The organism is Micromonospora sp. WMMD1076, from assembly GCF_029581475.1.
Classification (GTDB): Bacteria; Actinomycetota; Actinomycetes; order Mycobacteriales; family Micromonosporaceae; genus Micromonospora; species Micromonospora aurantiaca.
This window is the reverse complement of sequence record NZ_CP120862.1, coordinates 3854860-3881439: the sequence shown is the minus strand read 5'-3', so window position 1 is coordinate 3881439 and position 26580 is coordinate 3854860. Positions and strand designations below refer to the sequence as shown.

Annotated in this window: 24 protein-coding genes; 14 read left to right on the top strand and 10 right to left on the bottom strand. The window is 71.8% G+C overall.

Annotation, left to right across the window (positions count from 1 at the left end):
• Nucleotides 1-134: 134 nt before the first annotated feature.
• Nucleotides 135-1079, bottom strand: a complete 945-nt coding sequence (locus tag O7622_RS18430) for a tRNA (adenine-N1)-methyltransferase (protein WP_282309401.1) — start codon at nucleotides 1077-1079, stop codon at nucleotides 135-137.
• On the bottom strand, nucleotides 1076-2134 hold the full coding sequence (locus O7622_RS18425; RefSeq protein ID WP_282314173.1) for a M50 family metallopeptidase: 1059 nt from the start codon (nucleotides 2132-2134) through the stop codon (nucleotides 1076-1078). The genes O7622_RS18430 and O7622_RS18425 overlap by 4 nt, the downstream gene beginning before the upstream one ends.
• A 227-nt stretch (nucleotides 2135-2361) precedes the next feature.
• On the opposite strand from O7622_RS18425, the gene O7622_RS18420 reads away from it, so the two are divergent.
• The 4 genes from O7622_RS18420 (at nucleotide 2362) to O7622_RS18405 (ending at nucleotide 8057) form a co-directional block, all read left to right on the top strand.
• A complete protein-coding gene (locus tag O7622_RS18420; RefSeq protein ID WP_282314172.1) occupies nucleotides 2362-3261 on the top strand; it encodes a PD-(D/E)XK nuclease family protein in 900 nt (299 codons plus the stop codon).
• Nucleotides 3262-3794: 533 nt separating this feature from the next.
• The gene (locus tag O7622_RS18415; RefSeq protein ID WP_282309400.1) at nucleotides 3795-4523 is read left to right on the top strand and encodes a response regulator transcription factor; all 729 of its coding nucleotides are present in this window, start codon (nucleotides 3795-3797) and stop codon (nucleotides 4521-4523) included.
• Nucleotides 4524-4743: 220 nt separating this feature from the next.
• Nucleotides 4744-5508 (top strand): ABC transporter ATP-binding protein, encoded by a 765-nt coding sequence (locus tag O7622_RS18410; protein WP_282309399.1) that lies wholly within the window; start codon nucleotides 4744-4746, stop codon nucleotides 5506-5508.
• The gene (locus O7622_RS18405) at nucleotides 5508-8057 is read left to right on the top strand and encodes an ABC transporter permease (protein WP_282309398.1); all 2550 of its coding nucleotides are present in this window, start codon (nucleotides 5508-5510) and stop codon (nucleotides 8055-8057) included. The genes O7622_RS18410 and O7622_RS18405 overlap by 1 nt, the downstream gene beginning before the upstream one ends.
• A 52-nt stretch (nucleotides 8058-8109) precedes the next feature.
• Here O7622_RS18405 and O7622_RS18400 read toward each other — a convergent pair whose 3' ends face one another.
• Both O7622_RS18400 and O7622_RS18395 read right to left on the bottom strand, forming a co-directional pair.
• Complete coding sequence (locus O7622_RS18400) at nucleotides 8110-8748, bottom strand: HAD family phosphatase (protein WP_282309397.1); 639 nt, start codon at nucleotides 8746-8748, stop codon at nucleotides 8110-8112.
• Nucleotides 8749-8863: 115 nt separating this feature from the next.
• Nucleotides 8864-9604, bottom strand: coding sequence for a neutral zinc metallopeptidase (locus tag O7622_RS18395; RefSeq protein WP_282309396.1), 741 nt, complete (start codon nucleotides 9602-9604; stop codon nucleotides 8864-8866).
• Between the two features lie 131 nt (nucleotides 9605-9735).
• Here O7622_RS18395 and O7622_RS18390 point away from each other — a divergent pair, with 131 nt between their 5' ends.
• Entirely contained in the window at nucleotides 9736-10095 is a 360-nt protein-coding gene (locus tag O7622_RS18390) for a hypothetical protein (RefSeq protein ID WP_282309395.1), read from the top strand.
• A 9-nt stretch (nucleotides 10096-10104) separates the two neighbouring features.
• On the opposite strand, the gene O7622_RS18385 is transcribed toward O7622_RS18390, so the two are convergent.
• On the bottom strand, nucleotides 10105-10287 hold the full coding sequence (locus O7622_RS18385; RefSeq protein ID WP_282309394.1) for a hypothetical protein: 183 nt from the start codon (nucleotides 10285-10287) through the stop codon (nucleotides 10105-10107).
• 376 nt (nucleotides 10288-10663) lie between these two features.
• Between O7622_RS18385 and O7622_RS18380 the strand changes: the two genes are divergently transcribed.
• The 4 genes from O7622_RS18380 (at nucleotide 10664) to O7622_RS18365 (ending at nucleotide 13297) form a co-directional block, all read left to right on the top strand.
• On the top strand, nucleotides 10664-10993 hold the full coding sequence (locus O7622_RS18380) for a hypothetical protein (protein ID WP_282309393.1): 330 nt from the start codon (nucleotides 10664-10666) through the stop codon (nucleotides 10991-10993).
• 208 nt (nucleotides 10994-11201) lie between these two features.
• Complete coding sequence (locus tag O7622_RS18375; protein ID WP_013286088.1) at nucleotides 11202-11537, top strand: YnfA family protein; 336 nt, start codon at nucleotides 11202-11204, stop codon at nucleotides 11535-11537.
• Between the two features lie 75 nt (nucleotides 11538-11612).
• Nucleotides 11613-12611, top strand: a complete 999-nt coding sequence (locus tag O7622_RS18370) for an RNA polymerase subunit sigma-70 (protein ID WP_282309392.1) — start codon at nucleotides 11613-11615, stop codon at nucleotides 12609-12611.
• A complete protein-coding gene (locus O7622_RS18365; protein WP_282309391.1) occupies nucleotides 12611-13297 on the top strand; it encodes a DUF6069 family protein in 687 nt (228 codons plus the stop codon). The genes O7622_RS18370 and O7622_RS18365 overlap by 1 nt, the downstream gene beginning before the upstream one ends.
• Nucleotides 13298-13347: 50 nt before the next feature.
• Here O7622_RS18365 and O7622_RS18360 read toward each other — a convergent pair whose 3' ends face one another.
• A complete protein-coding gene (locus O7622_RS18360) occupies nucleotides 13348-14391 on the bottom strand; it encodes a hypothetical protein (RefSeq protein ID WP_282309390.1) in 1044 nt (347 codons plus the stop codon).
• Between the two features lie 35 nt (nucleotides 14392-14426).
• Here O7622_RS18360 and O7622_RS18355 point away from each other — a divergent pair, with 35 nt between their 5' ends.
• A complete protein-coding gene (locus tag O7622_RS18355) occupies nucleotides 14427-15119 on the top strand; it encodes a TetR/AcrR family transcriptional regulator (RefSeq protein WP_282309389.1) in 693 nt (230 codons plus the stop codon).
• Nucleotides 15120-15314: 195 nt separating this feature from the next.
• On the opposite strand, the gene O7622_RS18350 is transcribed toward O7622_RS18355, so the two are convergent.
• On the bottom strand, nucleotides 15315-15662 hold the full coding sequence (locus O7622_RS18350) for a hypothetical protein (RefSeq protein WP_282309388.1): 348 nt from the start codon (nucleotides 15660-15662) through the stop codon (nucleotides 15315-15317).
• Between the two features lie 936 nt (nucleotides 15663-16598).
• Between O7622_RS18350 and O7622_RS18345 the strand changes: the two genes are divergently transcribed.
• Entirely contained in the window at nucleotides 16599-17030 is a 432-nt protein-coding gene (locus O7622_RS18345; RefSeq protein WP_282309386.1) for a hypothetical protein, read from the top strand.
• Between the two features lie 428 nt (nucleotides 17031-17458).
• Here the strand turns inward: O7622_RS18345 and O7622_RS18340 are convergent, their stop codons facing one another.
• Nucleotides 17459-19159 carry an IS1634 family transposase gene (locus tag O7622_RS18340; protein ID WP_282309385.1) on the bottom strand — a complete coding sequence of 567 codons (1701 nt, stop codon included), beginning with the start codon at nucleotides 19157-19159 and terminating at the stop codon, nucleotides 17459-17461.
• A 45-nt stretch (nucleotides 19160-19204) separates the two neighbouring features.
• Here O7622_RS18340 and O7622_RS18335 point away from each other — a divergent pair, with 45 nt between their 5' ends.
• Nucleotides 19205-19744 carry a hypothetical protein gene (locus tag O7622_RS18335; RefSeq protein WP_282309384.1) on the top strand — a complete coding sequence of 180 codons (540 nt, stop codon included), beginning with the start codon at nucleotides 19205-19207 and terminating at the stop codon, nucleotides 19742-19744.
• Here O7622_RS18335 and metH read toward each other — a convergent pair.
• Nucleotides 19731-23246 (bottom strand): methionine synthase, encoded by a 3516-nt coding sequence (gene metH / locus O7622_RS18330; RefSeq protein ID WP_282309382.1) that lies wholly within the window; start codon nucleotides 23244-23246, stop codon nucleotides 19731-19733. The genes O7622_RS18335 and metH overlap by 14 nt on opposite strands.
• Before the next feature lie 241 nt (nucleotides 23247-23487).
• Between metH and O7622_RS18325 the strand changes: the two genes are divergently transcribed.
• The gene (locus O7622_RS18325; protein WP_030504102.1) at nucleotides 23488-24357 is read left to right on the top strand and encodes a PAC2 family protein; all 870 of its coding nucleotides are present in this window, start codon (nucleotides 23488-23490) and stop codon (nucleotides 24355-24357) included.
• Between the two features lie 115 nt (nucleotides 24358-24472).
• Nucleotides 24473-25264, top strand: a complete 792-nt coding sequence (locus O7622_RS18320; protein ID WP_013286080.1) for a GntR family transcriptional regulator — start codon at nucleotides 24473-24475, stop codon at nucleotides 25262-25264.
• 32 nt (nucleotides 25265-25296) lie between these two features.
• Here the strand turns inward: O7622_RS18320 and mshC are convergent, their stop codons facing one another.
• Nucleotides 25297-26535, bottom strand: a complete 1239-nt coding sequence (gene mshC / locus O7622_RS18315) for a cysteine--1-D-myo-inosityl 2-amino-2-deoxy-alpha-D-glucopyranoside ligase (RefSeq protein WP_282309381.1) — start codon at nucleotides 26533-26535, stop codon at nucleotides 25297-25299.
• Nucleotides 26536-26580: the final 45 nt, after the last annotated feature.

Genomic DNA, 26580 nt, shown 5'->3' with positions numbered 1-26580 from the left:
CCGGTCACCGGCACGGGCGCGCCGCCCGACGCGCACCCCGATCCGCTCGCTCATGCCACCGTCTCCACCCGCTCAGGTGTCGTCCCCACCGGCACACATGATCCGCCCGTGCGCGCGCGGGCGCGCGGCGGGGGTCAGGACTGCTCCGGCTCCTCCGCCGCGCGGGCCGCGGCGGCGGCGCGCAGGGCGTCGCGGCGCTGCGCGTACGCCTCGGCGCCCTTGCTGGGCTTGCGCCGGCGCGGCGGCGCGGTGACCCCGGGGGCGAGCTTGCGCGCGGAGACCAGGAACGCGGTGTGGGCGATCATCCGGTGGTCCGGTCGGACCGCCAGCCCTTCGGCGTGCCAGTCGCGCACCAGCGACTCCCAGGCGCGCGGCTCGGTCCAGCCGCCGTGCTCGCGCAGCGCCTCGACCAGCTCGGACAGCTGCGGGGTGGTGGCCACGTAGCCGATCAGCACGCCGCCGGGCACGAGTGCCCGCTCGACCATGTCGAGCATCTCCCACGGGGTGAGCATGTCGAGGATGATCCGGTCGAATCCGGTCTCGGCGCAGTCGGCGACGTCGCCGACGTGCAGGTTCCAGGCCGGGTGCGGGCCGTTGAAGAACGCCTCGACGTTGCGGCGGGCGATCTGGGCGAAGTCGTCGCGCAGCTCGAACGAGTGCAGCTCACCCTCGGTGCCGACGGCCCGCAGCAGCGAGCAGGACAGCGCGCCGGATCCGGCGCCGGCCTCCAGCACCTTGGCGCCGGGGAAGACGTCGCCCATGGCGACGATCTGCGCCGAGTCCTTCGGGTAGATCACCTGGGCGCCGCGCGGCATGGACAGCACGTAGTCCGACAGCAGCGGCCGCAGCGCCAGGAACGCGGTGCCGCCGCCGGCGGTGGTGACCACGCTGCCGTCGGGCAGGCCGATCAGGGTGTCGTGCCGGAGGATCCCGCGGTGGGTGTGGAACTCCTTGCCGGGCTCCAGCGTCACGGTGTGCATCCGGCCCTTCGGGTCGGTCAGCTGGACCCGGTCGCCCGGCCGGAACGGCCCGCGGTGGACCGGGGGCAACGCCGGGACGGTGGAGATCTCTGCGGTCACGTGTTCGTCTTCCGTTCGGGTTCCAGGAGCTGGGCGAGATCCGCGATGTGCAGCACGCCGACCACATCTTCGCCTGCCGTCACGACGTACTGCGCGCCCGGGTGGGTGCGCACCGTCTCCAGCACCCGCTCGCCGTCGGCCCCGAGCGGCAGGGCCGGCACGGCGGCCAGGTCGCGGGCCACCTCGTCCACCGCGACCCACGGCCTGCGTTCCGGGGGTACGCGGGCGGCGCGCGCCGGGTCGACCAGGGCGACGGTACGGCCGGCCGAGTCGGCCACGCCGAGCGCCGCCTCGGGGGTGCCCGCCTCGTCGCGGCGGCGCTTGGCCTCGGCCAGCGGCGTGCCGGCGGGCACCGGCAGCACCGGGCGGGCCAGCCGGGCCAGGTCGACCAGGTGCAGCCGGCGGCCGATGCGCGCCATCCGGATCGACTGGCCGGCGCCGCGCCACAGCGTCAGCGCGACGAGCAGCAGCAGCGGCAGGGCCAGTGGGGCCAGCGCCCGGCGCATGGTGAGCACCACGACCAGCGCCAGCGTGCCCAGCGCGACGGCCCGGCCCACCCAGCCGGCCACCTCGGTGCCGCGGTGCCGGTCGCGGGTGAGCGCCCACACGGCGGCGCGCAGCGCCCGGCCGCCGTCCAGCGGCAGGCCGGGCAGGCTGTTGAAGATCGCCACCACCACGTTGCTGACCGCGAGCTGGAAGGCGAGCTGGTGGCCGAGCGTGCCGGCGGGCAGGGCGAGGGTGGCGGCGACCGCGCCGGCGCCGAGCACGGCGGAGACGGCCGGACCGGCCAGGGAGATCAGCAGCTCGACCCGGGGGCTGGGGGCGTCGCGGTCCATCTCGGTGTAGCCGCCGAGCAGTTCCAGCGTGATCCCCCGCACACCGATGCCGTAGCGGCGGGCGGTCAGCGCGTGGCCCAGCTCGTGCAGCAGCACGGAGCCGAGCAGGGAGATCACGAAGCCGAGGCCGACCAGGTAACCGCCGAGCGGGCCGAGGTCGAGCTGGCGGCGGGCCAGCGCCGCGTACAGCACCGTGACCACGACGGTGAGCAGCAGCATCGAGGCGTCGACGCGCAGCGGCACCCCGAGGACCCGGCCGAGACTGAGCCCCGGCCGGCGGGGTCCTCGGCTCCGCTGCTGCACCGGCCCGATGCTACGTGAGCTGAGCCTCGGCGAGCCCGCAGCCGTGGACGACCCAGGGCGCCGCGATCCCGATCATGCTTCGGTGCGGCGACGCCGGCCTGTCACACGCGTGCCCTAACCTTCCGGTCATGACGGCGGAACCGATGATCGACAGTCACGGCGGCCAGACGGCGGCACCGGCGCCGGTCACCGTGCGGGCCTCGTTGTCGCCGTCGCGGGCGGCCGACTTCAAGACCTGCCCGCTGCTCTACCGGTTCCGCAGCATCGACCGGCTGCCCGAGCGGCCGACCGTCGAGCAGGCCCGGGGCACGCTCGTGCACGCCGTGCTGGAGCGGCTGTTCGACCTGCCGGCCGCCGCCCGCACCCCGGAGTCGGCGGGCGATCTGGTCGCCCCGCAGTGGGACCGGCTGGTCACCGAGGAGCCGGAGCTGGCGACGCTGTTCGCCGACGGCGACGCCGTCGGGCCGCAGGAGTTCCTCCGGTCGGCGACGGCGCTGCTGGACGGCTACTTCGCGGTGGAGGACCCGCGCCGGCTGGAGCCGGCCGAGCGCGAGGCGCTGATCTCCGCGGTGGTGGACGACGAGTTGCTCATCCGGGGTTACCTCGACCGGCTCGACGTGGCGCCGGACGGCGCGCTGCGGGTGGTCGACTACAAGACCGGCGGGGCGCCGCGCGAGGCGTTCGAGGCGCGGGCGCTGTTCCAGCTCAAGTTCTACGCCCTGGTGCTGTGGCGCACCCGGGGCGTGGTGCCGCGCGTGCTGCGCCTGCTCTACCTCAAGGACGCCGAGGTCTGCGACTACGCGCCGGACGCCGACGAGCTGGTGCGTTTCGAGCGCACAGTGGTGGCGCTGTGGCGGGCGATCGAGCAGGCCACCGCCCGGCAGGACTTCCGTCCCCGGCCGAGCCGCCTGTGCGACTGGTGCAACCACCAGGCGCTGTGCCCGAGCTACGGCGGGACGCCGCCGCCGTTCCCGGTGGCCGCCGCACCCGACCCGCTCGTGGACGCCCGCTCCCGCCCGGTGTCGCCCGGCGCCGACGAGTGACCTCCGCTCCCGCCGGAGGGTGCCCGGGCTGACGCCCGGCCGGGCGGCCCCGCTTCGGCGGGCGATCCCGCGCAGGGCCAGCACGCATGCGGGCCACCTCGGGGAGGTGGCGGGGTCGACAGGGGTGGGATGCAGCTACCTCGGCGAAGTGGAGTCGATCATGTGTGCGGGTGGTGCACGCGTGCACCACCGGTCGGGACGGGCTCGCCGAGCCGGCGCGCGGCGTTCCCCGAGCCGGGCGAGTCCGGTGTCAGGTCCCTGCGGGGCGGATCGGGTGCCGGGTCACCCTCGGACGAATGCGCCGCCGGGTCACCGTGGGCGCCCGCGGTCCCGTGAGGGCCGGCGCGCAGAGCCGGCCAACCTGCGGGATCGGGGCGGCCTGATCGGCGACCGGGGGCTGCGGGCCGAGGGCGCCTCCGAGCAGAGCGGCCGGCTCCCTCTACGGTGGTTCGCGGCGGCCCGGTTCCACGCCGGGCGGCTCGCGGGCGCGTGCCGGCGCCGACGGGCCCCGGCCGGACGAGGGAGGGGGACGCATGACCGAGGGCGCCGTCGCCCGGCCGGTGCGGATCCTGCTCGCCGACGACCAGCCGCTGCTGCGTACCGGATTCCGGATGGTGCTCGGCGCCGAGGACGACCTCGACGTGGTGGGTGAGGCCGGCGACGGCGTGGAGGCGGTGGAGCTGTCCCGGCGGCTGCTGCCCGACGTGGTGCTGATGGACATCCGGATGCCGCGCCTGGACGGGGTGGCCGCCACCCGGGCGATCGTGTCGGCCCGGCTGCCGGTCCGCGTGCTCGTGCTCGTGCTCACCACGTTCGAGCAGGACGAACACGTCGTCGGTGCGCTGCGGGCCGGGGCGAGCGGCTTCCTCACCAAGGACGTGCCGGCCGAGGACCTCGTCGCCGCGATCCGCGCGGTGGCCGCCGGGGGCGCGGTGATGTCCCCGCGCATCCTGCGCCGGCTGCTCGACCGCTTCGCCCAGGTGCTGCCGGACCCGGCCGCCGCGCCGGCGCGGGCGCTGGAGCCGCTGACCGACCGGGAACGCGAGGTGCTCACCCACATGGCGCGCGGACTGTCGAACGCGGAGATCGCCCGGTTGCTGTCGGTCAGCGAGACCACTGTGAAAACCCATGTCGGTCATGTGCTGACGAAGCTACGGTTGCGCGACCGGGTCCAGGCGGTCGTGCTCGCGTACGAGACGGGCCTGGTCCGTCCCGGCGGCCAGGTGGCGTGGGTCGCCTACCGTGACCAGCGGCGGGGCTGATGTGTTGACCATCACGCGAGGTCAGGCCCTGACGTCGGCGTCGCCTGCCGGTCAGGGGTCACCCTGAGGCCGGATGGGGGTCGACCCTCACCGGAAGATCGGCGCGGATTCCACCCCGGGTCGGAGGGCTTTCGGGCGCGCGACCCCGAGGATGGATTCCGCCGCACCGGCCAGCGGGGGCGGTGCGGCATGAGAACGACATACGGAAGAGGTAGATGACGTGACCGCGACGGTAGGCCGAGAGCAGGCCGCGGCCCGGGCGAACGACGTGTGGAAGGTGTACGGCAGCGGTGAGGCGCAGGTCGTCGCGCTGCGGGGGGTGACCGCCGAGTTCGAACGCGGCCGGTTCACCGCGATCATGGGGCCCTCCGGTTCCGGGAAGTCCACACTCATGCACTGCCTCGCCGGTCTGGACACGGTGACAAAGGGCACCGTGATGATCGGCGACACCACGGTGACCGGTCTCAACGACGCGGGTCTGACGAAGCTGCGCCGGGACAAGGTGGGCTTCATCTTCCAGCAGTTCAACCTGCTGCCCACGCTCACCGCGCAGGAGAACATCCTGCTGCCGCTGTCGATCGCCGGGCGCAGGCCCGACCCGGCCTGGTACGACACGGTGATCGACACGGTCGGGCTGCGGGAGCGGCTCGGGCACCGCCCGGCTCAGCTCTCCGGCGGCCAGCAGCAGCGCGTGGCGTGCGCCCGGGCGCTCGTCGCCCGCCCCGAGGTGATCTTCGCGGACGAGCCGACCGGCAACCTGGACTCCCGCTCCGGCGCCGAGGTGCTCAAGTTCCTGCGCAACTCGGTCCGCGAACACGGCCAGACCATCGTGATGGTCACGCACGACCCGACCGCCGCCGCGTACGCCGACCGGGTGGTCTTCCTCGCCGACGGGCAGATCGTCTCGGAGCTGATCGAGCCGACCGCCGAGACGGTGCTGGACACGATGAAGAAGCTGGACGCCCCGGTCGAGGTGGGCAACTGATGCTGCGGGCAACGCTCAAGAGCCTGCTGGCGCGCAAGCTGCGCCTGCTGCTGTCCGGCCTGGCGGTGGTGCTCGGCGTCATGTTCGTCTCCGGCGCGTTCGTGCTCACCGACACGCTCGGGCGGTCCTTCGACGCGGTCTTCACCGACGCGTACGCCGAGGTCGACGTGAACATCGCGGCGAAGCCCAAGGTCGCGATCTCGGAGACCGAGGGCGAGCAGGTCGCTCCCCCGTTGCCGGCGTCGCTGCTCGACCGGGTGAAGGCCGTGCCGGGCGTCGCCGACGCCGAGGGCGTGGTCGCCGCCGACGGCGCCCGCATGATCGGCAGCAACGGCAAGGTGGTGACCTCGTTCGGCCCGCCGCAGCTGGGCCAGAACTGGCTCGGTGAGAGCGACCTGCTGGAGCTGCGCGAGGGCCGCGCGCCACAGGCCGACGACGAGATCGTGGTCAACGCGGCGCTGGCCGAGGCGGGCAAGGTCAAGGTCGGCGACCGGGTCGGCGTGCTGACCCTCGCCCCGAAGAAGGAGTTCACGCTCGTCGGCGTGTTCGGCTACAGCGGCGGCCGGGACTCGATCGGTGGCGCCAACGAGGTCTACTTCACCACCCCGGTGGCGCAGCAGTTGATGCTGGGCAAGCCGGACGTGTTCAGCAACGTCAGCGTCCAGGCCGCCGACGGCACCACGCCGGCCGCGCTGCGCGACGAGCTGGCCCGCACGCTGGGCGCCGACTACCAGGTCAAGACCGGCGAGCAGCTCGCCGCCGACGCCTCGGCCGGCCTCAAGGAGGGGCTGTCGTTCTTCAACAAGATCCTCCTCGGGTTCGCCGCGGTGGCGCTGCTGGTCGGCACGTTCCTGATCCTCAACACGTTCTCGATCATCGTGGCCCAGCGCACCCGTGAGCTGGCCCTGATGCGCGCGATCGGGGCCAGCGGCAAGCAGGTCGTCGGCTCGGTGGTGCTGGAGGCGCTCGCTGTCGGCCTGATCGCCTCGGTGCTGGGGCTCGCCGCCGGCATCGGCGTGGGCGCGCTGCTGGCGTACCTGTTCGGTCAGCTCGCCGGGGGTCTGACCCTGGCCGGGCTGGGTGTGCCGGCCTCGGCGGTGATCGGCGCGTTCGCGGTCGGCATGCTGATCACGGTGATCGCCGCGCTGCTGCCGGCGGTGCGCGCCTCGCGCATCCCGCCGATCGCCGCGATGCAGGACGTCGCCACCCCGGACCGGCCGCTCACCAAGGTCACCATCGGTGGCGCTGTGGTCACCGGCATCGGCGCGGTGCTGCTGTTCCTCGGTCTCGGCGGTCACGCCGGCGACAGCACCCTGGCGACCATCCTCGGCGGCGTGCTGTTCGCGTTCATCGGCGTGGCGCTGCTGACGCCGATCATCAGCCGGCCGGTGGTCTCGCTGCTGGGCGCGATGTTCTCCTGGTCGGTGCCGGGCAAGCTGGGCCGGCTCAACTCGGGGCGCAACCCGCGCCGCACCGCGATCACCGCCGCCGCGCTGATGGTGGGCATCGCCCTGGTCACCGGCGTGACGGTGATCCTGGACTCGGCCAAGGGCAGCATCGGCGCGCTGGCCGAGGACACCATCAAGGCGGAACTGGTGATCTCCGGGGCGTCGTCCGGGCCGCGCCCGGCGAGCTTCGACCCGGCGGTGCTAGAGAAGGCCGCCGCGATCCCGGGCGTGCAGCTGGTCGACGGCGAGTACGGCGACATGGCAGTGGTCGGCGGCGAGCGGACCTGGGTGGCCGTGTCGAGCAACGTGGCGGCGCTCCAGCAGATCTTCGGGGCGAAGGCCACCGCCGGTGACATCAGCAAGCTGGCGCCGGATCAGATGCTGCTCAGCTCGGACACCGCGAAGGCACGCAACCTCACCGTCGGTTCGACGGTGCCGGTGCAGCTGGCCCGCGGCGACGCCCGCACCTACACGGTCAGCGGCATCTACGAGAGTTCGCAGCTGACCAACCCGGTGACGCTGCCGCCGCAGGCCGCGGCGGACTTCACCATTCCCCAGCCGATCCAGGGTTTCCTCCAGCTCGCCCCCGGCACGTCGGTGGACGCGGTGCAGCCGCAGGTCGAGCGGTTGCTGGCGGACAGCCCCGAGGTGTCGGTGGCCGACCGGGCCGCGTTCATCGAGCAGCAGACCGGCCAGCTGGACTCCCTGCTCCAGATGATCCAGATCCTGCTGGCGCTGGCCATCGTGATCGCCGTGCTGGGCATCATCAACACGCTCGCGCTGTCGGTGCTGGAACGGACCCGCGAGCTGGGCCTGCTGCGGGCGATCGGCCTGCGCCGCGCCCAGACCATGCGCATGATCACGGTCGAGGCGGTGGTGATCTCCATCTTCGGCGCCCTGCTCGGCGTGGTGGTCGGCACCGGTCTCGGCGCGGCGGTGGTCGAGGCGCTCAAGGACGAGGGCATCACCGACCTGGTCCTGCCGTGGGGTCAGATGGTGACGTTCCTGATCCTGGCCGCGATCATCGGCGTGGTCGCCGCCGTGCTGCCGGCGATCCGCGCCGCGCGGATCAACGTCCTGGGCGCCATCGCCCACGACTGACGTGAAAGGAAGGGCCCCTTCTTAACGCCTCGCGCAGAGGAAGGGGCCCTTCTTAACGGTTGAGCAGAGCCGCGAGCAGCTCCAGGTCCGCCGCGAGCAGGCTCTCCACCTGGTGTACGCCGTCGGCGGGCGCCAGCGGCACCTCGGCCGGTACGGCCAGCACCGCCGCCCCGGCGGCGAGCGCGCTCGCCACCCCGGTCGGTGAGTCCTCGATCGCCACGCACCGCTCGACCGGCACACCCAGCAGACGCGCGGCGGTCAGGTACGGCTCCGGGTGCGGCTTGGCCGCGTCCACCTCGTCGCCGCACACCACCGCGTCGAAGCTGTCCCGGCCCAGCGTGTCCAGTGCCACCTCGACCAGGGACCGGCCGCTGGAGGTGACGAGCGCGGTGGGGATGCCGGCGGTTCGTACCGCCCGCAGCAGCGCCAGCGCGCCGGGACGCCAGCGCAGCCCGGTGCGGAACAGGTCCAGGATCCGGGCGCTGATCCAGTCGGCGCTGGCCTGCACGTCCCGCTCCGGCTGGCCCAGGTCGTCGTGCACGATGCGCATCGCGTCGGCCATCCCGGTGCCGACGATCGCGCGGCGGGCGGAGTCGGACAGGACACCGCCGTACACGGCGGCCAGTTCCTGCAACGCGACGTCCCACAGCTTCTCGCTGTCGACCAGGGTGCCGTCCATGTCGAAGAGCACGGCGGCGGGGTGTGGGCTGCTCAGCGGGGGCCTCCTTCGATACACGTACCCCGCCGATCCTGCCAGCCCCGCCCGGTGCGCCCGCCACCGTCCCCGGGCGGGGTGACCCGCGGCATCACCCGAGACCGCAGGCGCCGAGCGACTTCTCGTACCCCCGGAAGAACGACTCGCTGCGCTGCTCGGCGGTGCCGTGCGAGCCCTCGGCGAACCACGGCTGGTCCGGGTCGTCTCCGACCGCCAGCAGCCCTTCCCGGAACTCCTCCAGGTCACCGTCCTCCAGTTCCAGCGCCCCGGACCGCACGCTGTCACCGAGGTACGCCCCGGCCATGCAGTCGGCCTGCAGTTCCTGCTGGATGGTGAAGTTGTAGCGGATGCCCAGCCGCACCTGCATGCCGTGGGCGTACTCGTGGCCGAGCAGGTAGAACAGGAACGCGTCGCCGATCTGCCGGAACGCCGCCACCGACCAGTTCACGTCGTAGGCGATGAAGTCGCCGGCCGAGCAGTAGACCGCGTTGTTGCGCGGCAGCCCCTGCCCGGCACAGGCCACCTCGCCCTCGCGGCTGTAGGCCACCACCCGCCGGATCGGGGTGAACCGCTCACCGGAGGCGCGGAACCGCTCCGCCCAGTAGCGTTCGGCCAGCCGGACCGCGTCCTGGATGTCCTGCTTGAACTCGGCCACGCTGGTGGTGCCGTCCGCCCGGGTGGTCTGCGACTCCGGCTGCGCGCTCCGCGGCGGTGCGGACTGCCGCGACTCGCCCTGGTCGTAGCCGCCGGCCATGCAGCCGGCCGCCACCAGTGCGGCCACCACCAGTCCGGCGATCGGCCCGCGCCCCTGACGTCCCGCCCTGTCCCCCACCGTGACCTCCCGGCTGTTCGCACCCGTGTCCCGCAGCAGTACCCCCGGCGGCCGCCGGTGACGCTCACCGGCTCTCACGCACCGCCGCCGGGAATCGTTCACCGGCGCGCGGGAACGGTACGGTCGGCGGCATGGACCGGTCGTACGCGGGAATCGTCTACTGGCGACGCAGCCTCTGGAACGGTATGCGGTGCGTACCGGTGCTGCTGACGCTCGACGAGGGCCGGCTGCGCGCCTGCGACCGGCGCGGCGCGGAGGTGTTCGCCGCGCTCGCCGGGCAGGTCGAGGCCCGGGGAACGATCGTCGGCACGATGCTGCTCACAGCCGGCGGCGACCGGTACGCCCTGGTCGGCGTGGGCGCCACCGTCTCACCGTCGCCGAGCGCGGAGCAGCGGCGGCGGCTGGAGGAGTACACGGCCCGCACCGAGCCTGTTCCCGACCTCGCGTCCTGGTGGGAGGTGCTGGCGCGGGCCGGCGTGACGGTGCGCTGACCGGCGCGGTCAGTCCAGGCCGCGCATGATGTGCGACTCGCCGTCGTCGTCGCCGAAGCAGCGGTGCAGCACCTGGGCGCGCGCCCACAGGTCCAGGCTGCTCGGCGGTCCGACCGGCCCGGTTCCGGCGGGCGTGGTGGTCAGCACGGGCGCCGGTTCCGGCGGGACCTGCGACGTCACCTCGTCGGTCATGTCCGCCCCTTTCGTCGTACCCATGCTCGTCCACGGGCGTTTCCGCCACGTCAACTCCGACGGCGCGGGCGTGGACGCGGCGCGCCTGACCCACGCCGGCCCGTACTCCGGTGACGGTAGCCCGCCGGGCCGTCGAGCACAGCCGTATTCCCGACGTCGCCGCAGGTCGCGGCCGGTGATCAGGCCCGCGCGTCGCGCCCGCCGCCCGGGCCGCAGGTGGCGCAGCAGGCGTCGCCGCGCCAGGCGTCGCGGACCGCGACCACGGCGAGCACCAGGGCGGCTCACCCGGCGTCCGCCTGCCGCGACCATACGACGCGTGCTTCCTCCGGGTGACGGGCCTGCATCCGGTACCGCGGTACGGGCTTACCGTCGAGACGTGACCGACGATTCCTGGGTGCCCGACACCTGCACGCTGCCCACCGCCGACCGGCCGTTGCGGCTGGCCGAGTTCGACTGGTTGTTCCACGACGCGCTGCGCGGCGCCGACCGGCCGGCCGCCGGGCATCTGCGGCTGCACCTCGACGGCAGCGCCGAAGCGGTCGTCCGGGACCTGATCGCCCGCGAGTCGGCCTGCTGCTCCTTCTTCACGTTCGACCTCGCCGGCCCGGACGGCGACACGCTGACGCTCGACATCCGGGTGCCGGAGGGCCGTGTCGCCGTACTCGATGCCCTGGCCCTGCGGGCCACGGCCGCGCGGGGCCGGTGACGGGCGGGCCGGAGCTGCGCAGCGGAGCGGCGGCCGGCGGATCTCGCCATCGTCCGCGACACGCTCCGGGCCGCCGTCTCGGCCGGCTGCGACGACCCGGTCGAGTGCGCCGGCAGCGCCTGCCGCCCCTGCCGTTCGCCGAGCGCGCCGGGCCCGCCGCCCGGGCCGTCCGGCCGGTCCCCGACCCGGTGTCGCTACGGTCTGACGCATGACGGTCGTGCGTTCCATCCTGCTGTTCCTGCTCGCCGCGCTCGCCGAGATCGGCGGCGCCTGGCTGGTGTGGCAGGGCTGGCGGGAGAACCGCGGGCTGCTCTGGATCGCCGCCGGGGTGATCGCGCTCGGCGCCTACGGGTTCGTGGCCACGTTCCAGCCGGACGCGAACTTCGGCCGCATCCTCGCCGCCTACGGCGGCGTCTTCGTCGCCGGGTCGCTCGCCTGGGGCATGGTCGTCGACAAGTTCCGGCCCGACCGCTACGACCTCGTCGGCGCGGCCATCTGCCTGGTCGGCGTCGCCGTCATCATGTACGCCCCGCGCGCGAGCTGACGTCGCGGTGATGAGTTTCCGCGCCCGTGCCCGTCACACCTACGACGGGACACGACGACGCGGAAGGATGACGTCATGGGTACGGACACGCGGCTGCAGGAGCTGGGCGTACGCGATCTGGCTGAGGTCGACGAACCGGCGTTCACCGGGCTGGCGCAGCGGCACCGGCGGGAACTGCACGTGCACTGCTACCGGATGCTCGGGTCGTTCGAGGACGCCGAGGACACCGTCCAGGAGACGTTCCTGCGGGCGTGGCGGCGGCGGGAGACGTTCGCGGGACGGTCGACGTTCCGGGCCTGGCTGTACCGGATCGCCACCAACGCCTGCCTGGACCTGCTCGCCAAGTGCCGGCCCGAGCCGGCGACCGGCGGTGAGGTGCGGTGGCTCCAGCCGTACCCGGACCGGCTGCTCGACGAACTGCCCGCCGCCGACGCGGACGAGCCGGAGACGGTCGCCGTGGCGCGGGAGACGATCGAGCTGGCGTACCTGGTCGCGGTGCAGCACCTGGCGCCGCGCCCGCGCGCCGTGCTGATCCTGCGCGACGTGCTCGGCTGGCCCGCCAAGGACGTCGCGGAACTCCTGGGCGACTCGGTCAACTCGGTGAACAGCGCGTTGCAGCGGGCCCGCGCGGGCATGCGGGAACACCTGCCGGCGCAGCGGCAGGACTGGACCGGCGACGAGACGGACACCCGGACCCGCGAGCTGGTACGCCGCTTCACCGACGCCAGCATCGCCAAGGACGTCGACGGGCTCGCCGCCATGCTGCGCGACGACGTACGCTGCTCGATGCCGCCCACCCCGGGCCTCCAGATCGGCCGCGACGCCGTGGTGAACGACTGGATCGCGGACGGCTTCGAGAACCTGGGCAGCCTGCGAGCAGTGCCCACGGCCGTGAACCGGCAGCCCGCCGTCGCGTTCTACCTGTGGCAGGACAGCGACGGCGCGTACCTGCCGCTCACAGTCGACGCCCTGCGCATCACCGGCGGGGCGATCACCGAGATCGTCACGTTCCACGCCGACCAGTTCCCGCGGCTCGGGCTGCCCGAACGCCTGCCCGCCGGCCGAACGCCGTAGTGTCCGCGCGGACGCTCGCGCTGCCCGGCGGCGCGCGCGTACCGGTGGTCGCGGCCCAGTGGCGTCACGCGTACGGCGTGGTCACGCGCGGCCGGGTGCAGCTGGAGCTGCGCGACGGCACCCCCGGGCCGGTCCTCGGCCGCGACGCCGGCTTCTGGCTGCGGGGCACCGGCGTACGCGCGCTGCGCAACCCCGGCCGTCGGACCGCGACGGTGCGGATCCTCACCCCCGGCTCCTGGAGGAACGACATGATCAGCAGCACTGACACCGGCATCGTCTCGGACCGTGCGCACGGCTTCCGGCGGCTCGCCGTCACTGGCCTGGTCGCCACGATCACCGCGATGGTGGTCACCACGCTCGCGGCCGCGCTCGCCCGGGCCGCCGGTGTGGACTACGAGATCCCCGACGGCGGCGGCGAGACCATCCCGTTGGGCGGGTTCGCCGTGGTGACCGGATTCTTCTCGCTCGTGGGCGTCGTCATCGCCGCCGTACTGCTGCGGTTCAGCGCGCGCCCCGCGCGGCGGTTCGTGTGGACGGCGGTGGCTCTGACCGCGCTGTCGATGCTCCCGCCGTTGATCGCCGGGGGCGACGCAGCCACCGCTGTCACGCTGATCGGGTTGCACCTGGTCGCGGCGGCGGTGATGATCCCCGCCCTGGCGCGGAGCCTGCGAGTCCGGACGGGTTGACGTTCGACGACGGCGCTGTCCGCGAGCGCGCCGTTCCACCGCTCGGCTTCTCAGGCCCCCGCCCCCACTGGCACGGCGGGCTCGGGGAGCGCAGCCTTGGTGGCACGGCGACCGCGGAGTCCACCGGTGACACACAGCGCCACTCCGACGGCGAGCCAGGTGGTCAGGACGATGATCGAGTGGGCGCTGCCGTGCCCGTCGAAGAAGGCGGTGGAGCGCAGCAGCTGGCTACCGGCGCCCGGTGGGAGCAGTTGACCAAGCGCGCCTGACCAGCCGGGAAGCATCTCCGGGGCGGTACCGGTGCCGGACAGCGGGTTGCCGATGAGCATCATGATCGCGGAGCCGAGACCCAAACCAGGAAGGCCGAGCAGGGACTCCAGGCCCAGGAGGGTGAGCGAGGTGGCGGCGATGGTGAGGCTGACGGCGCCGACGTTGATCAGGTAGGTACCGGCGAGGGAACCGAACCAGAACTGCAGGATCGCCGTGATCGCCAGGGCGCCGGTGACCGCGAAGATCAGCGCTCCCGTGATCCGCCGACCGGTGCCGCGTACCAGTTGGGTCAGCAGGACCGCGGCGAGCATGCCGCTCATGACCAGTGGCAGGGCGGCTGCGGCGAGTCCGGTGCCGCGGGGGTCGTCGACGGTCAGGGCCACCAGGTCGCGGACCGCAGGGGCCGAGCCGGCGTCCGGCGTCGGCGCCCGACCGAGGGCGGTCCCCACGTTCTGCAGGGTCTGCGCGACCGCGGCGCTGGCGGCGGAGGCCGTGATGATCTGCGGAGCGCCGGAGGTGAGGTCGATCGCCCCGTACACGTCCCGGTCGAGGATCAGCCGCTCGGCGGCATCGGTGTCGGCGACCGCGGTGATGGCGAAGGCATCCGGCATCTTCGTCTCGAGAGCCGCGGCGACCTGCTGAACCGCGGCAGGCGGGCCGGCGACAGCGATCGGTACGTGATGAACCGAGGAGCGCACCGACGGCCAGGCGAAGGCGGTGAGCAGCACGCTGATGATCACCGTGAGCAGGGCGGCTGCCCCGAACACCTTCGACCACGGCGACGGCGTCGCCGAGTCGGCTACCGGGGTGGCCTGAGCCGTCATGGCATCTCCTTGAAGAACGAGCGTTCGCTTTAAGCGTGCAGTCAGCAGCGTTCCTTGTCAAGAACGAACGTTCGCTTTACTATCGGTGCATGCCTCGCGTCTCCGAGCAGTACCGGGCGGATCGCCGATCCGAGATCCTCGTCGCGGCCGCCCGCCTGTTCGCCATAAACGGCTTCCACGCCACCTCGATGGCCGACGTCATCGCGGAGTGCGGGCTGTCCGCAGGAGCCGTCTACCGCTACTTCCGCAGCAAGGAGGAGTTGATCGCGGCAGCGGCGGAGGAGGCCCTGTCGGCTGCGGACGAGGTGTTCCAGAACCTCCTCGCCGACAGCGCCACGCCCTCCCCTGAGCAGGCACTGACCGCGATCATCACGACGATCGACGAACGGATCGTCGATCGGCAGATCACCGGCGTCGACGTCACCCGCATCGGCGTTCAGGTGTGGGCCGAGGCACTACGCAGCCCGATGCTCGCAGCCCGGGCCGGCGAGGTCTACCGGCGTCTCCGGGACAATTACGCGGAGGTGATCCGGCGCTGGCAGGCAGCCGGCAACACGCCCGCGGACGTCATGCCGGATCAGGTGGCTGCGGCGATGCTGAGCCTCGTGCAGGGATTCATCCTGCAGCGCCTCCTGGTCGACGGCACCGACATCACCTTCTACCTCGCCGGCGTGCGAGCGCTGCTCTCCCCGGCAGCCGCACCGCAGCAGGAGCCGGCCGCGGGCTGACGTCCCGCCCGGAATCACCGGCTGAGGAGAGCGACTTCCGCGGGTCGCGCTGCGGCGGTACGCCGGACGCCGTAGCGAGCGTCGTCGCGGAAGCCTGACTACTCTCCCAGGCGACGAACAGGGCGCCGGGCTGTGCTGGTGTCACCGGCGCTACGCCACGAGCCGTGTCGCAAGCCCTCGCGATGTGCCTGGCCGTTACTCGGCCATAGTTCCGGAACGACAGCCAGCTACCTTCGTGCCGCCGAACGCGACGAACCAGGGCAACACCAGGAAGCCGTCGCAACCCATGACGATCAGCCATAGATTCTCACCCGGCTTTTCCTGGTGCCCCAGTTCGGGCCACGCGAAGGCACTGCCGAGCAGCGACAACGCGTAGAACAGGATGATCGCGACCGCGGCGGCCGCACCGATCCGGCGGCTGAGCCCACTGCCCGCAGCGCAGAGAAACCCGAGCCCGGACATGACGATCGGGGCGAGGTACAGAACGGACAGGACGACGAGGGTGAAGTACGCCGCGACGGGGCCGAGATCCGATTCCGCCAACGGCGGTGGCCGGAGCGCAACGGACCCTGAGCAGCTATGTGTCGTACTGCGAGAACGGGCAGACCGCGACGTACTCGGTGACCGGGACGACGTACAACCACTCGGTCACGCTGATCGGCTGGCGCGTCGACCCTTCGGGGCGTCCGCCATCCCGGCGGGGCGCCCCGCGCTCGTCCGTGCCGAGACGGGTAACCGGCGAGGGCCGCCGGTAGACACGTCGTCCGATCACGCGTCAGCCGATCGAGTCACAGAATGCCAGGCGTCGAAGCCCATTCGAGGCCGTCCGTATTCGCACCGGCGAAGACCGTTTCCGGTACGCGCCGTCGACGAATGTGAATCCGTAAAAAGTGAACTCGATGCCGTCGTCGCGCGGCCGGATGCACACCGCCTGGTGACACCGTCGTCGGTGGCCTCCCGCGTCCAGGAGTTGGAAAGCCCGATCGACCAACCGTCGCCCAGAGATCGCCGCACGCCCGAGGTGTCACCTACGCCCAGCGTTCCGTGTGGTGACCTCAATCGGTGTGGACGCCGCCGGTCAGCCGTTGCTGGGGCTGGAGATCCCGCGTTCTGTGAAGGACGCCGCGACCTCATCGAAGACACCGCCGGCAGGCTCGGCCTGCGCGAGAGCATCGGACAACGGCAGCTCCAATTGAGGGTCGTACCCGGGGCGGTTCACTGCGCTGTCGGACGCTTCCGCCGCGTCCAGGGCGTCCTCCTGGGACTGGTCGCCGCATCGAGGAACGAAGATCAGGTCATATCCCCATGGCCGTGGACGGTACATCCATCGGGCCTCACCGAAGGGGGCGCCAGGATCCCCGGTATCGGACGGTGCCTCGACTCGCGGGTGCGACGCTGCGCTGATCGGTGCGCTCTCTCTGCCCCGCGAGGCGGTCGGGCTTGTTGACGCTGTTGATCGGCCTCGCGGTATGACGGCCAATGCCACGCTTGTTGCTACGGTCGGGCTATGCGATCCGGCAGCCGTTCATGGTTGCCCGCGCTGGCGGTCGTGCTCGGATCGGCTTCGGGCTGGTTTTCGGCCGGCGCTGGCGGATCGCTACAACGCGCCCCACCGCTCTCCTCGTGATATTGGTCGGGCTCGGCAGCGCCGGCTTGTTGGTCGGCTTGGTATCGGGCCGTCAGGGCGGCGGCAGGTGGTTCATGCCGGCCCTTGCACTGCTGTCCGGCTTCTACGTCGGCACATGGCTGAACTCGCCCCACCACAGCTTCGCCGGTGATCCTGTCGTCATGGCCCTCGCCACCGTCCCCGCGTGCGTCAGCGCCGCGCTTGGGTCCGCAGTCGGCCCGCACCTCGCGACTCGACAGCGAGAACGAAAGACGCGCAACGACCTACCCGAGGAGGCAATGTGACTCAGCGCCCGCGTCGGCAGCGGGGCCGGTGCCCCGTCTGCAAACGCCTGGTACCCCTCACTGCCGAGGGAGAAGCCGCGCGCCACAACGGCACCGTCCGTGCGTACGCCCCGCCTGAGGAATGTCCCGGGGGTGGACAGAGAGCGGATGCCGCGAGGTCTTAGCGACAGCGAGGTCCGGGGGGGGCATCCGTTTGCTCGTACCTTCGTTGCCGGAACTGTGCTCAACGCAGTGATGGATCGAGCCATCTGGACAGGTCGTAGGCGAGGGTGCAGTAGCCGTCGCCGCGATCGGTGACGGGATCGCACACCCGGGTTCCGCAGCTTGTAGTTGAACGATCATCGGAATCTGGGTGCGGATCAGCGGAAATTGATGTTCGTCGTGGAAGGGTTGTGTGTCTACGCCCTCGCGCTGGTGCCTGATCTTGGCTAGCGGGGGTCGAAGGCGGTGACGCGGGCCGGTGGCTGGACGGAAAGTGCCTGGTAGATGGCCTTGTGTTCGGGTCGTAGCGGGGTGGTCTGCACGACGGTGCCGGCGGGTCCGGCGAGGGTGACCTGGCTGATTCGTCCGAGTTGCCGGTTGGTGTTTCGCCATGTTTGGCCGGTGGTCCGCTCGGCGACGCGGATGAGCAGTAGGGCCAGCCAGCAGATCAGGACGTGGGCGCGGATGCGGTGCTCGAGGCGGTGGAACACCGGCCGGAGCAGCAGCTGCGACTTCAGGTCCCGGAACCCTCGTTCGGCCTCGAGGAGGTTCTTGTAGCCCAGGGCGGTGTCCTCGGCGGTGATGGCGGGGTCGGAGGTGGCGATGAGGTACTTGCCGTCGAGCCGTTCCTCGGCTTTGACCTTGGCCTTGTTGACCTTCAGACGCCCGTTGGGCTGCTGGGTCAGCCACCTGCCCAGGGTGGGATGGTCGCGCAACGCGCACTCGGCTCGCACGTGTGCGGCTTCGTTGCGCCGGCGGGTCTTGTCGCCGGGTGGGCGTTTGGCGTCGCGTTCGCGCTGGTCACGGATGCGTGCGAGGTCGGCTTCGATGCGGGCGATCGCGTCGTCGCGTTGCTGCTTGTCCCGGGCGGCTTGGTCGGGGTTGTGGCAGATGACGAACCGCACGTCGGCGCCGTCGATGCGTACTTCCTTGACTCGCAGGTTGTCCTTGACCTGCTGGTAGCGGCCTTGGCGGGCCAGGACCTGTTCGACGAGGGGGTTGCCGTCGCGCATGCGCATCCCGGCGATGTAGTGCCCGCCGGCGCGGCGCAGGTAGGCCAGGTTGTCGGCGGAGGAGAAGCCGCGGTCGACCACGGTGATGACCCGGCCGAGCTTCCAGTCGCGCATGTCGTCGCGGACCTCGGCGAGGACCTGCTGGTCGCTGCTGTTTCCGGGCCAGCACCAGCAGCGCACGGGGATGCCTTCCTTCGTCACGGCCAGGCCGATGACGATCTGGGGCAGGTCGCCGCGGTGGTCCTTGGAGTGCCCGAACCGGCGGAACGCGTCCTCGCCGTCGTCTTCGGTGTCGCGTTCGAAGTAGGTGCTGGTGGTGTCGAAGAACAGCAGGTCGACTTCGAGGTTGAGCAGGTTCGCCACGGCGAAGAACACCGCCTCCTGCACCCGGCCGGCGGTGTCGGCATCCACCAGCAGGTCCATCGCCCGGTAGGCATGGTCGTCGTCCATGGTCGCCAGGCCCGGGATGACGGTGTCCTCGCCGACCCATTCGGCGGCCGACAGCTTGCTCATCGGTGCCACCGCCCGGTTGGCGACCAGCGCGAACAACACCCGTTCCATGTTCGTCGTGAACCTGCGCGCGTCTGCGGCGGCGCGCACCGCCGCGGCAACGTCCAGCCGCCGCCACAGCCCATCGAGCAGCCACGTCGACCCGATCGAGCGGGAGTCGACGACCTCCAACGCAGCCGTCCCCATGGTCAGGCTCGCCTCCACGCCTGCGCCGTCGCCGCCGTCGCCGAAGTGCTTGTTGATCGACGCGGCGAGCCGGCGCAGCCCGTCGATGTCGACCTGGTCGACACGGCCCAGGTTCATCAGCACATCGGGTTTGACCTTGCCGTCCACGCGACGGTTGTGCGCCAAGGCGACGTAGCGCACGACGCTGCCATCGGCGTTGGTCCGCGACGTGAACCGCAAGTACATGACCACGAAGGAACCACATCACCACTGACAGCACAAGATGTGAATCTCTGGTCGTGTTACTACACTTTCCAGCCTGCAGGCCCAACCGCAGCCGTCCGCGAGCTCTTGACCAGCACAGGGACAGAACCGATCAAGCTCGTGTTCCTACGAACTGCGGAACTCGGGGCACAGTTCGCGGTCGTTACCCAACTTCATCGTCAACTCGGTCTCAAAGCTCGCTGCCATAACGCGGACGAACTGCATTGGTACGTCGAGACCATACGACACGCCGCTGCTGATGACTTCGACGTAAATGCGGAAGATTCCGTCACCGCGCAGCATGAAGCCGGTGAATCGGAGGACGTCTCGCACCGAGGTGAGCAGCGGGTCCCGCTGCATGAGCTGAAAGACCGCAAAGAGTTCCTGCTCGGGCGCGACATCGACGGAAACAGCGGTGAGCCCTTCACCCGGCAGGCTGACAAGCCGGTTGCCGTGGTTGTCGCGGCACCGGAAGGGCCAGACGGCGGCATGATCATCAAATCACGGCCACTTCTGGCACTCCACCGCAGGTCAGAGCCTGCGGTGATCACTTGGCGTTGAAGTAGTTCGCCTCCGGATGGTGCACGACGATCGCATCCGTGGCCTGCTCCGGCACCAGCTGGAACTCCTCCGACAACTGCACCCCGATCCGCTCCGCGCCCAGCAACTCCACGATCTTCGCCCGGTCCTCAAGGTCCGGGCAGGCCGGGTAGCCGAACGCGTACCGGCAGCCCCGGTAGTCGGTGCGCAGCAGACCGGCCAGGTCGGCCGGGTCCTCGTCGGCGACCGTACCGCCGCCGGGCAGCACCAGCTCGGCCCGGATCCGCCGGTGCCAGTACTCGGCCAGGGCCTCGGTGAGCTGCACGGACAGGCCGTGCACCTCCAGGTAGTCGCGGTACTCGTTGCCGGCGAACATCTTCGCCGTGTACTCGCTGATCGGCTGCCCGACGGTGACCAGTTGCAACGCCACCACGTCGAGATGGTCGCCCTTGGGCCGGAAGAAGTCGGCCAGGCACAGCCGCCGCTCCTGCCGCTGCCGGGGGAAGGAGAACCGGGCCCGCTCGCTGTGCCCGTTCTCGTCCAGCACCACCAGGTCGTTGCCCTCCGAGTACGCGGGGAAGTAGCCGTACACCACGGCCGCCTCCAGCACCTGGTCGGAGATCAGGCGGTCCAGCCAGTACCGCAGCCGGGGCCGGCCCTCGGTTTCCACCAGTTCCTCGTACGACGGTCCCTTGCCGCCGCGTGCGCCGCGCAGCCCCCACTGGCCCAGGAACGTGGCGCGCTCGTCGAGCAGTGCCGCGTAGTCGGCCAGCGGTACGCCCTTGACGACGCGGGTGCCGAAGAACGGCGGCTTCGGCACCGTCACGTCCACCGCCACGTCCGAGCGGACCGACGCGTCGTCCAGCTCGGGCAGCGCCTCGCGCACCTGCGCCCGCTGCCGCTCGCGGCGCTCCCGGCGGGCCGCCAGTGCCGCCTCGCGCTCCGGGTCGACCACCGGCGCTCCGCCGCGCTTGGCCGCCATCACGCGGTCCATCAGGGACAGCCCTTCGAACGCGTCTCGGGCGTAGTGCACCTGGCCCGGGTAGATCGACCGGAGGTCGTCCTCGACGTACGCCCGGGTCAGCGCCGCGCCGCCGAGCAGCACCGGCCAGCGCTCGGCCACGCCCCGGGAGGCCATCTCGGCCAGGTTCTCCTTCATGATGACTGTGCTCTTGACCAGCAGGCCGGACATGCCGATCGCGTCGGCCCGGTGTTCCTCGGCGGCGTCGAGGATCGCGTTGATCGGCTGCTTGATGCCGATGTTCACCACGTCGTAGCCGTTGTTGGACAGGATGATGTCGACCAGGTTCTTGCCGATGTCGTGCACGTCGCCCTTGACGGTGGCGAGCACGATCCGGCCCTTGCCGTCGTCATCGGTCTTCTCCATGTGCGGCTCCAGGTAGGCCACCGCGGTCTTCATCACCTCGGCGGACTGGAGCACGAACGGCAACTGCATCTGGCCGGAGCCGAACAGCTCGCCGACCACCTTCATGCCGTCCAGCAGCAGGTCGTTGATGATGGACAGCGGCGTACGCCCCTGCGCCATCGCGGTGTCCAGGTCGGCCTCCAGGCCGTTGCGCTCGCCGTCGATGATCCGCCGCTTGAGCCGCTCGTCGAGCGGCAGCGCGGCCAGTTCCTCGGCCCGCGTGGCGCGCGCCGACGCCGCGTCCACGCCCTCGAATGCCTCGATGAACCGCTGCACCGGGTCGTAGCCCTCGCGGCGGCGGTCGTACACCAGGTCGAGCGCCACCTCGCGCTGCTCGTCCGGGATGCGCGACATCGGCAGGATCTTGCTGGCGTGCACGATCGCCGAGGTCAGCCCGGCCTGGGCGCACTCGTGCAGGAACACCGAGTTGAGCACCTGCCGGGCCGCCGGGTTGAGGCCGAACGAGACGTTCGAGATGCCGGCGGTGAAGTTGACGCCCGGATAGCGCGCGGCGATCTCCCGGATCGCCTCGATCGTCTCGATGCCGTCGCGGCGGGTCTCCTCCTGCCCGGTGGCGATCGGGAACGTCAGCGCGTCGATGAGGATGTCCTCCCGGCGCATCCCCCACCGGCCGGTCAGGTCGTCGATGAGCCGGCAGGCGACCCGTACCTTCCACTCGCGGGTGCGGGCCTGGCCCTCCTCGTCGATGAGCAGCGCCACGACGGCGGCGCCGTGCTCCCTGACCACCGGCATGATCCGCGCGTAACGGGAGTCGGGGCCGTCGCCGTCCTCGAAGTTGACCGAGTTGACCACGCACCGGCCGCCGAGCATCTCCAGCCCGGCCTCGATCACGGCCGGCTCGGTGGAGTCCAGCACGATCGGCAGCGTCGAGGCGGTCGCGAAGCGGCCGGCCAGCTCCCGCATGTCCTGCGTACCGTCGCGGCCCACGTAGTCGACGCAGAGGTCCAGCAGGTGCGAGCCGTCCCGGGCCTGGCTGCGGGCGACCTCCACGCATGCCTGCCAGTCCCCGGCGAGCATGGACTCGCGGAACGCCTTCGAGCCGTTGGCGTTGGTCCGCTCCCCCACCATCAGGATGCTGGCGTCCTGGGCGAACGGCACGTGGTGGTAGATCGAGGAGACCCCGGCCTCCGGCTTCGGCTCCCGCTCCACCGGCGACCGCCCGCCGAGTCGCTCCACCAGCACCCGGATGTGCTCCGGGGTGGTGCCGCAGCAGCCGCCGATCAGGGCCACGCCGTAGTCGGTGACGAACTGCTCCAGCGCGTCGGCCAGCTCGTCCGGGCTGAGCGGGAAGTACGCCCCGTCGGCGGTCAGCACCGGCAGGCCGGCGTTCGGCATCACCGAGATCGGGATGCGGGAGTGCTGCGCCAGGTAGCGCAGGTGCTCGCCCATCTCGGCCGGGCCGGTGGAGCAGTTCAGCCCGATCAGGTCGACGCCGAGCGGCTCGATCGCGGTCAGCGCGGCGCCGATCTCGCTGCCGAGCAGCATGGTGCCGGTCGTCTCCACCGCGACCTGGCAGATGATCGGGACGTCCCGGCCGGCCTCGGCGCGCGCCCGCTTCGACCCGACCACCGCCGCCTTGACCTGGAGCAGGTCCTGGCAGGTCTCGATGATCAGCGCGTCCGCCCCGCCGGCGATCAGGCCGGCGGCGTTCTCCTGGTACGCGTCGCGCAGCGAGGCGTAGCTCGCGTGGCCGAGGGTGGGCAGCTTGGTGCCCGGGCCCATCGAACCGAGCACGAACCGGGGGTGCTCCTCCGTCGCGTACGCGTCGGCTGCCTCCCGCGCGATCTGCGCGCCCGCCTCGGACAGCTCCCGGATGCGGCCGGGGATGCCGTACTCGGCGAGGTTGGGCAGGTTGGCGCCGAACGTGTTGGTCTCCACGCAGTCCGCGCCGGCGGCCAGGTAGGCGTCGTGCACGCCGCGGACCACGTCCGGGCGGGTCACGTTGAGGATCTCGTTGCAGCCTTCGAGGCCGTCGAAGTCGTCGAGAGTGAGGTCGGCGGCCTGGAGCATCGTCCCCATCGCGCCGTCCGCGATCAGGATCCGATCGGCCAGCAGGTCACGCAACGAAATAGGCACATGCCCCAGGTTAGTGCGCCCGAGCGCGGCAGAGTCACCCGAACCGGGCCTTCCCACATTCTGCCCGCCGGGCCGGCGTACACCTTTCCGCCGGTTCGCCCGGGTGGTCCGGCCCGGCGACCGGCGCGGCCGACGGGCCGGGCCCGGCGGCGGCACGTAGGCTGACGGACGTGAAGGACAACTGGGGTGCGACAGTGCGACGGGGCGGCGCCGCGCCCGACGAGCAGGGTGAGGTGACGGCGTGACCGAGTTCGACGGGCTGCCGGTACTGCGCTCGCCGGTCGCCATCGCGGCCTTCGAGGGCTGGAACGACGCCGCCGACGCCTCCACCGCCGCCGTGGAACACCTGGAACAGGTCTGGCAGGCCCGGCAGGTGACCGAGCTGGACCCGGAGGACTTCTACGACTTCCAGGTGAGCCGGCCGACGATCACCATGGCCGACGGGGAGACCCGGCGCGTCGAGTGGCCCACCACGCGGTTCATGGTGGCCAGCCCGGAGGGCACCGAGCGCGACGTGGTGCTGATCCGCGGCATCGAGCCGAGCATGCGCTGGCGGACGTTCTGCGAGCAGGTGCTGGAGATCTGCCACAGCCTGGAGGTCGAGCGGGTGGTGCTGCTCGGCGCGTTGCTGGCCGACGTGCCGTACACCCGGCCGTTGCCGATCAGCGGCAGCGCGTCGGACGCCGACGCGGCCAAGCGCTACCAGCTCACCCCCACCCGGTACGACGGGCCGACGGGCATCGTCGGTGTGCTGCACGACGCCTGCACCCGGGCCGAGGTCGACGCGGTGTCGTTCTGGGTGCACGTGCCGCACTACGCCAACAACCCGCCCTGCCCGAAGGCCACCCTCGCCCTGCTGCACCGGGTCGAGGAGGTGCTCGACCTGCCGGTGCCGATGGCCGACCTGGCCGAGGAGGCAGCCGAGTGGGAGCAGCGGGTGCGCAGCGCCGCCGAGCAGGACGCCGAACTCGGCGAGTACGTGCGTGAGCTGGAGGAACGGGTCGGCGACGCCGGCATCACCCCGTTGACCGGGGACGAGATCGCCCAGGAGTTCGAGAAGTACCTGCGCCGCCGCGGCGGTTCCGCCGGGCCGACAGCGGGTTCCTGGTAGCACAGTTCCGTCGAAGCCGGGTTCCCCCGCCGGGGCCCGGCTTCTTCGTGTCCGGGGTGGCGCCGTCACACCCTCTAGGGCATCCTAGGAACCTAGCTGTTATGAGGAGGCGGGCATGCAGATCAACCCCGGCGCGGCCGAGTTCCCGCACCGGCAGATCGCCGCGCAGCTCAAGGCCCAGGTGCGCCGCGGCGACTGGGGTCCGGGCGAGCGGCTGCCGTCCATACCGGCCATCGCCGAGATGTTCGGCGTCGCGAAGCAGACCGTGCAACGCGCCGTCGACCAGCTGCGGGTCGAGGGCATCCTGATCACCAAACCCGGCTCCGGTACGTACGTCCGGGGCACCCGGCGCCGCCTCAACCGCCTGTCCCGGGGCCGGTACGGCGGCTTCCGCGGCTACCACACCGACCTGGCCGCCCGGTACCGCCAGCAGCTCGTCTCCGTCGGCCGCTCCCCCGCCCCGTCCGAGGTGGCCGACGCGTTCGGCGTCGCCGACGGCACCGAGCTGCTGTGCCGGCGGCACCTGGTACGCACCGACGACTCCCCCGTCGAGGTCGGCGCGTCCTGGTTCCTGCCCGCCGACACCGCCGGCACCTCACTGGAGCGGGCCGAGGCGTTCGGCCGGCCGCTCTACCAGGAGGCCGAGGAGGTCACCGGCCGGCGGTACGTCACCGCCACCGACACGATCAGCGCCCGCCAGCCCAGCCGGGAGGAGGCCGAGATCCTCCAGATCCGCCCGGACACGCCGGTGCTGCACCTGCTGCACGTCGCCTACGACGAACGGCACAAGCCGATCGAGGTCGCCCAGGCCACGTGGCCCGGCCCGATGACCACGCTCACCGAGGAGTACAAGATCCCCGCCCCCGCTCCCGACCAGGACCCCGACCCCGGCCTGGTCCTGGGCTGACCCGGCGCCCCGGCACCGAGGGACCGGGCGGGCTAGAGGGCGATGCCCAGGAGGGCGTCGACCGTGTCCCGGAAAAGGGCCGGGGCATCCGGGTCGTCGGCGACGCCGGTCAGGGCGCCTTCGGCCCAGCTGTCGGCCACCGCCAGAGCACCCGACGTGTCCAGGTCGTCGGCCAAGCGCCCGCGTACCTCGGCCAGCAACGCCGCCCCCGACGGCCCGGCCGGCGCGGCGGCGGCCCGCCGCCAGCGGCCAAGCCGCTCCTGCGCCTCGGTGAGCAGGTCGTCGGTCCAGGAGCGGTCAGTGCGGTAGTGCCCGCCCATCAGCGCCAGCCGGACCGCCATCGAGTCCACCTTGTCGGCCCGCAGCCGGGACACGAAGACCAGGTTGCCCTGGGACTTCGACATCTTCTCGCCGTCCAGGCCGATCATGCCGGCGTGCACGTAGTGGTCGGCGAACGGCGCCTCGCCGGTCAGCCGCTCGGCGTGCGCGGCGGAGCACTCGTGGTGCGGGAAGATCAGGTCGTTGCCGCCGCCCTGCACGTCGATCCGGTCGCCGAGCAGGTTCAACGCGATGACGGCGCACTCGATGTGCCAGCCGGGACGGCCCGGGCCCAGGTCGCCGCCGGGCCAGGACGGCTCGTCCTCGCGAGCACCGCGCCACAGCAGCGGGTCGAGCGCGTCGCGCTTGCCGGCGCGTTCCGGGTCGCCGCCGCGCTCGGCGAACAGCTCGATCATCTGCTCGCGGGTCAGGTTCGACTCGTAGCCGAAGCGGGGCGCGGCGGAGATGTCGAAGTAGACGTCGCCGGTGCCGTCGTCGAGCCGGTACGCCGCGCCGTCCTTGAGCAGCATCAGCACCTTCTCGGCGATGTCCGGGATCGACTCGACCGCGCCGACGTAGTGCGCCGGCGGGATCATCCGCAGCGCCTCCATGTCCTCGCGGAACAGCGCAGTCTCCCGCATGGCCAGGACCTTCCAGTCCTCGCCGTCGCGCTCGGCGCGCTCCAGCAGCGGGTCGTCGATGTCGGTGACGTTCTGCACGTACCGCACGTCGAGGCCGGCGTCGCGCCACATCCGCTGCACGAGGTCGAACGTGATCATGGTGGCGGCGTGTCCGAGGTGCGTCGCGTCGTACGGGGTGATGCCGCAGACGTACATCGAGGCCGCGCCCTCGGGCCGGCTGGGATGGGCGCCCTGCCGCGCCGAGTCGTACAACCTCAGCGACACGCCCTCGCCGGGCAGCCGTGGCACCTCGTGTCCCGCCCAAGACTCCATGACCGCCAGCCTAACGATCCGTCAGACGCCCGGGTGCCGCCCCAC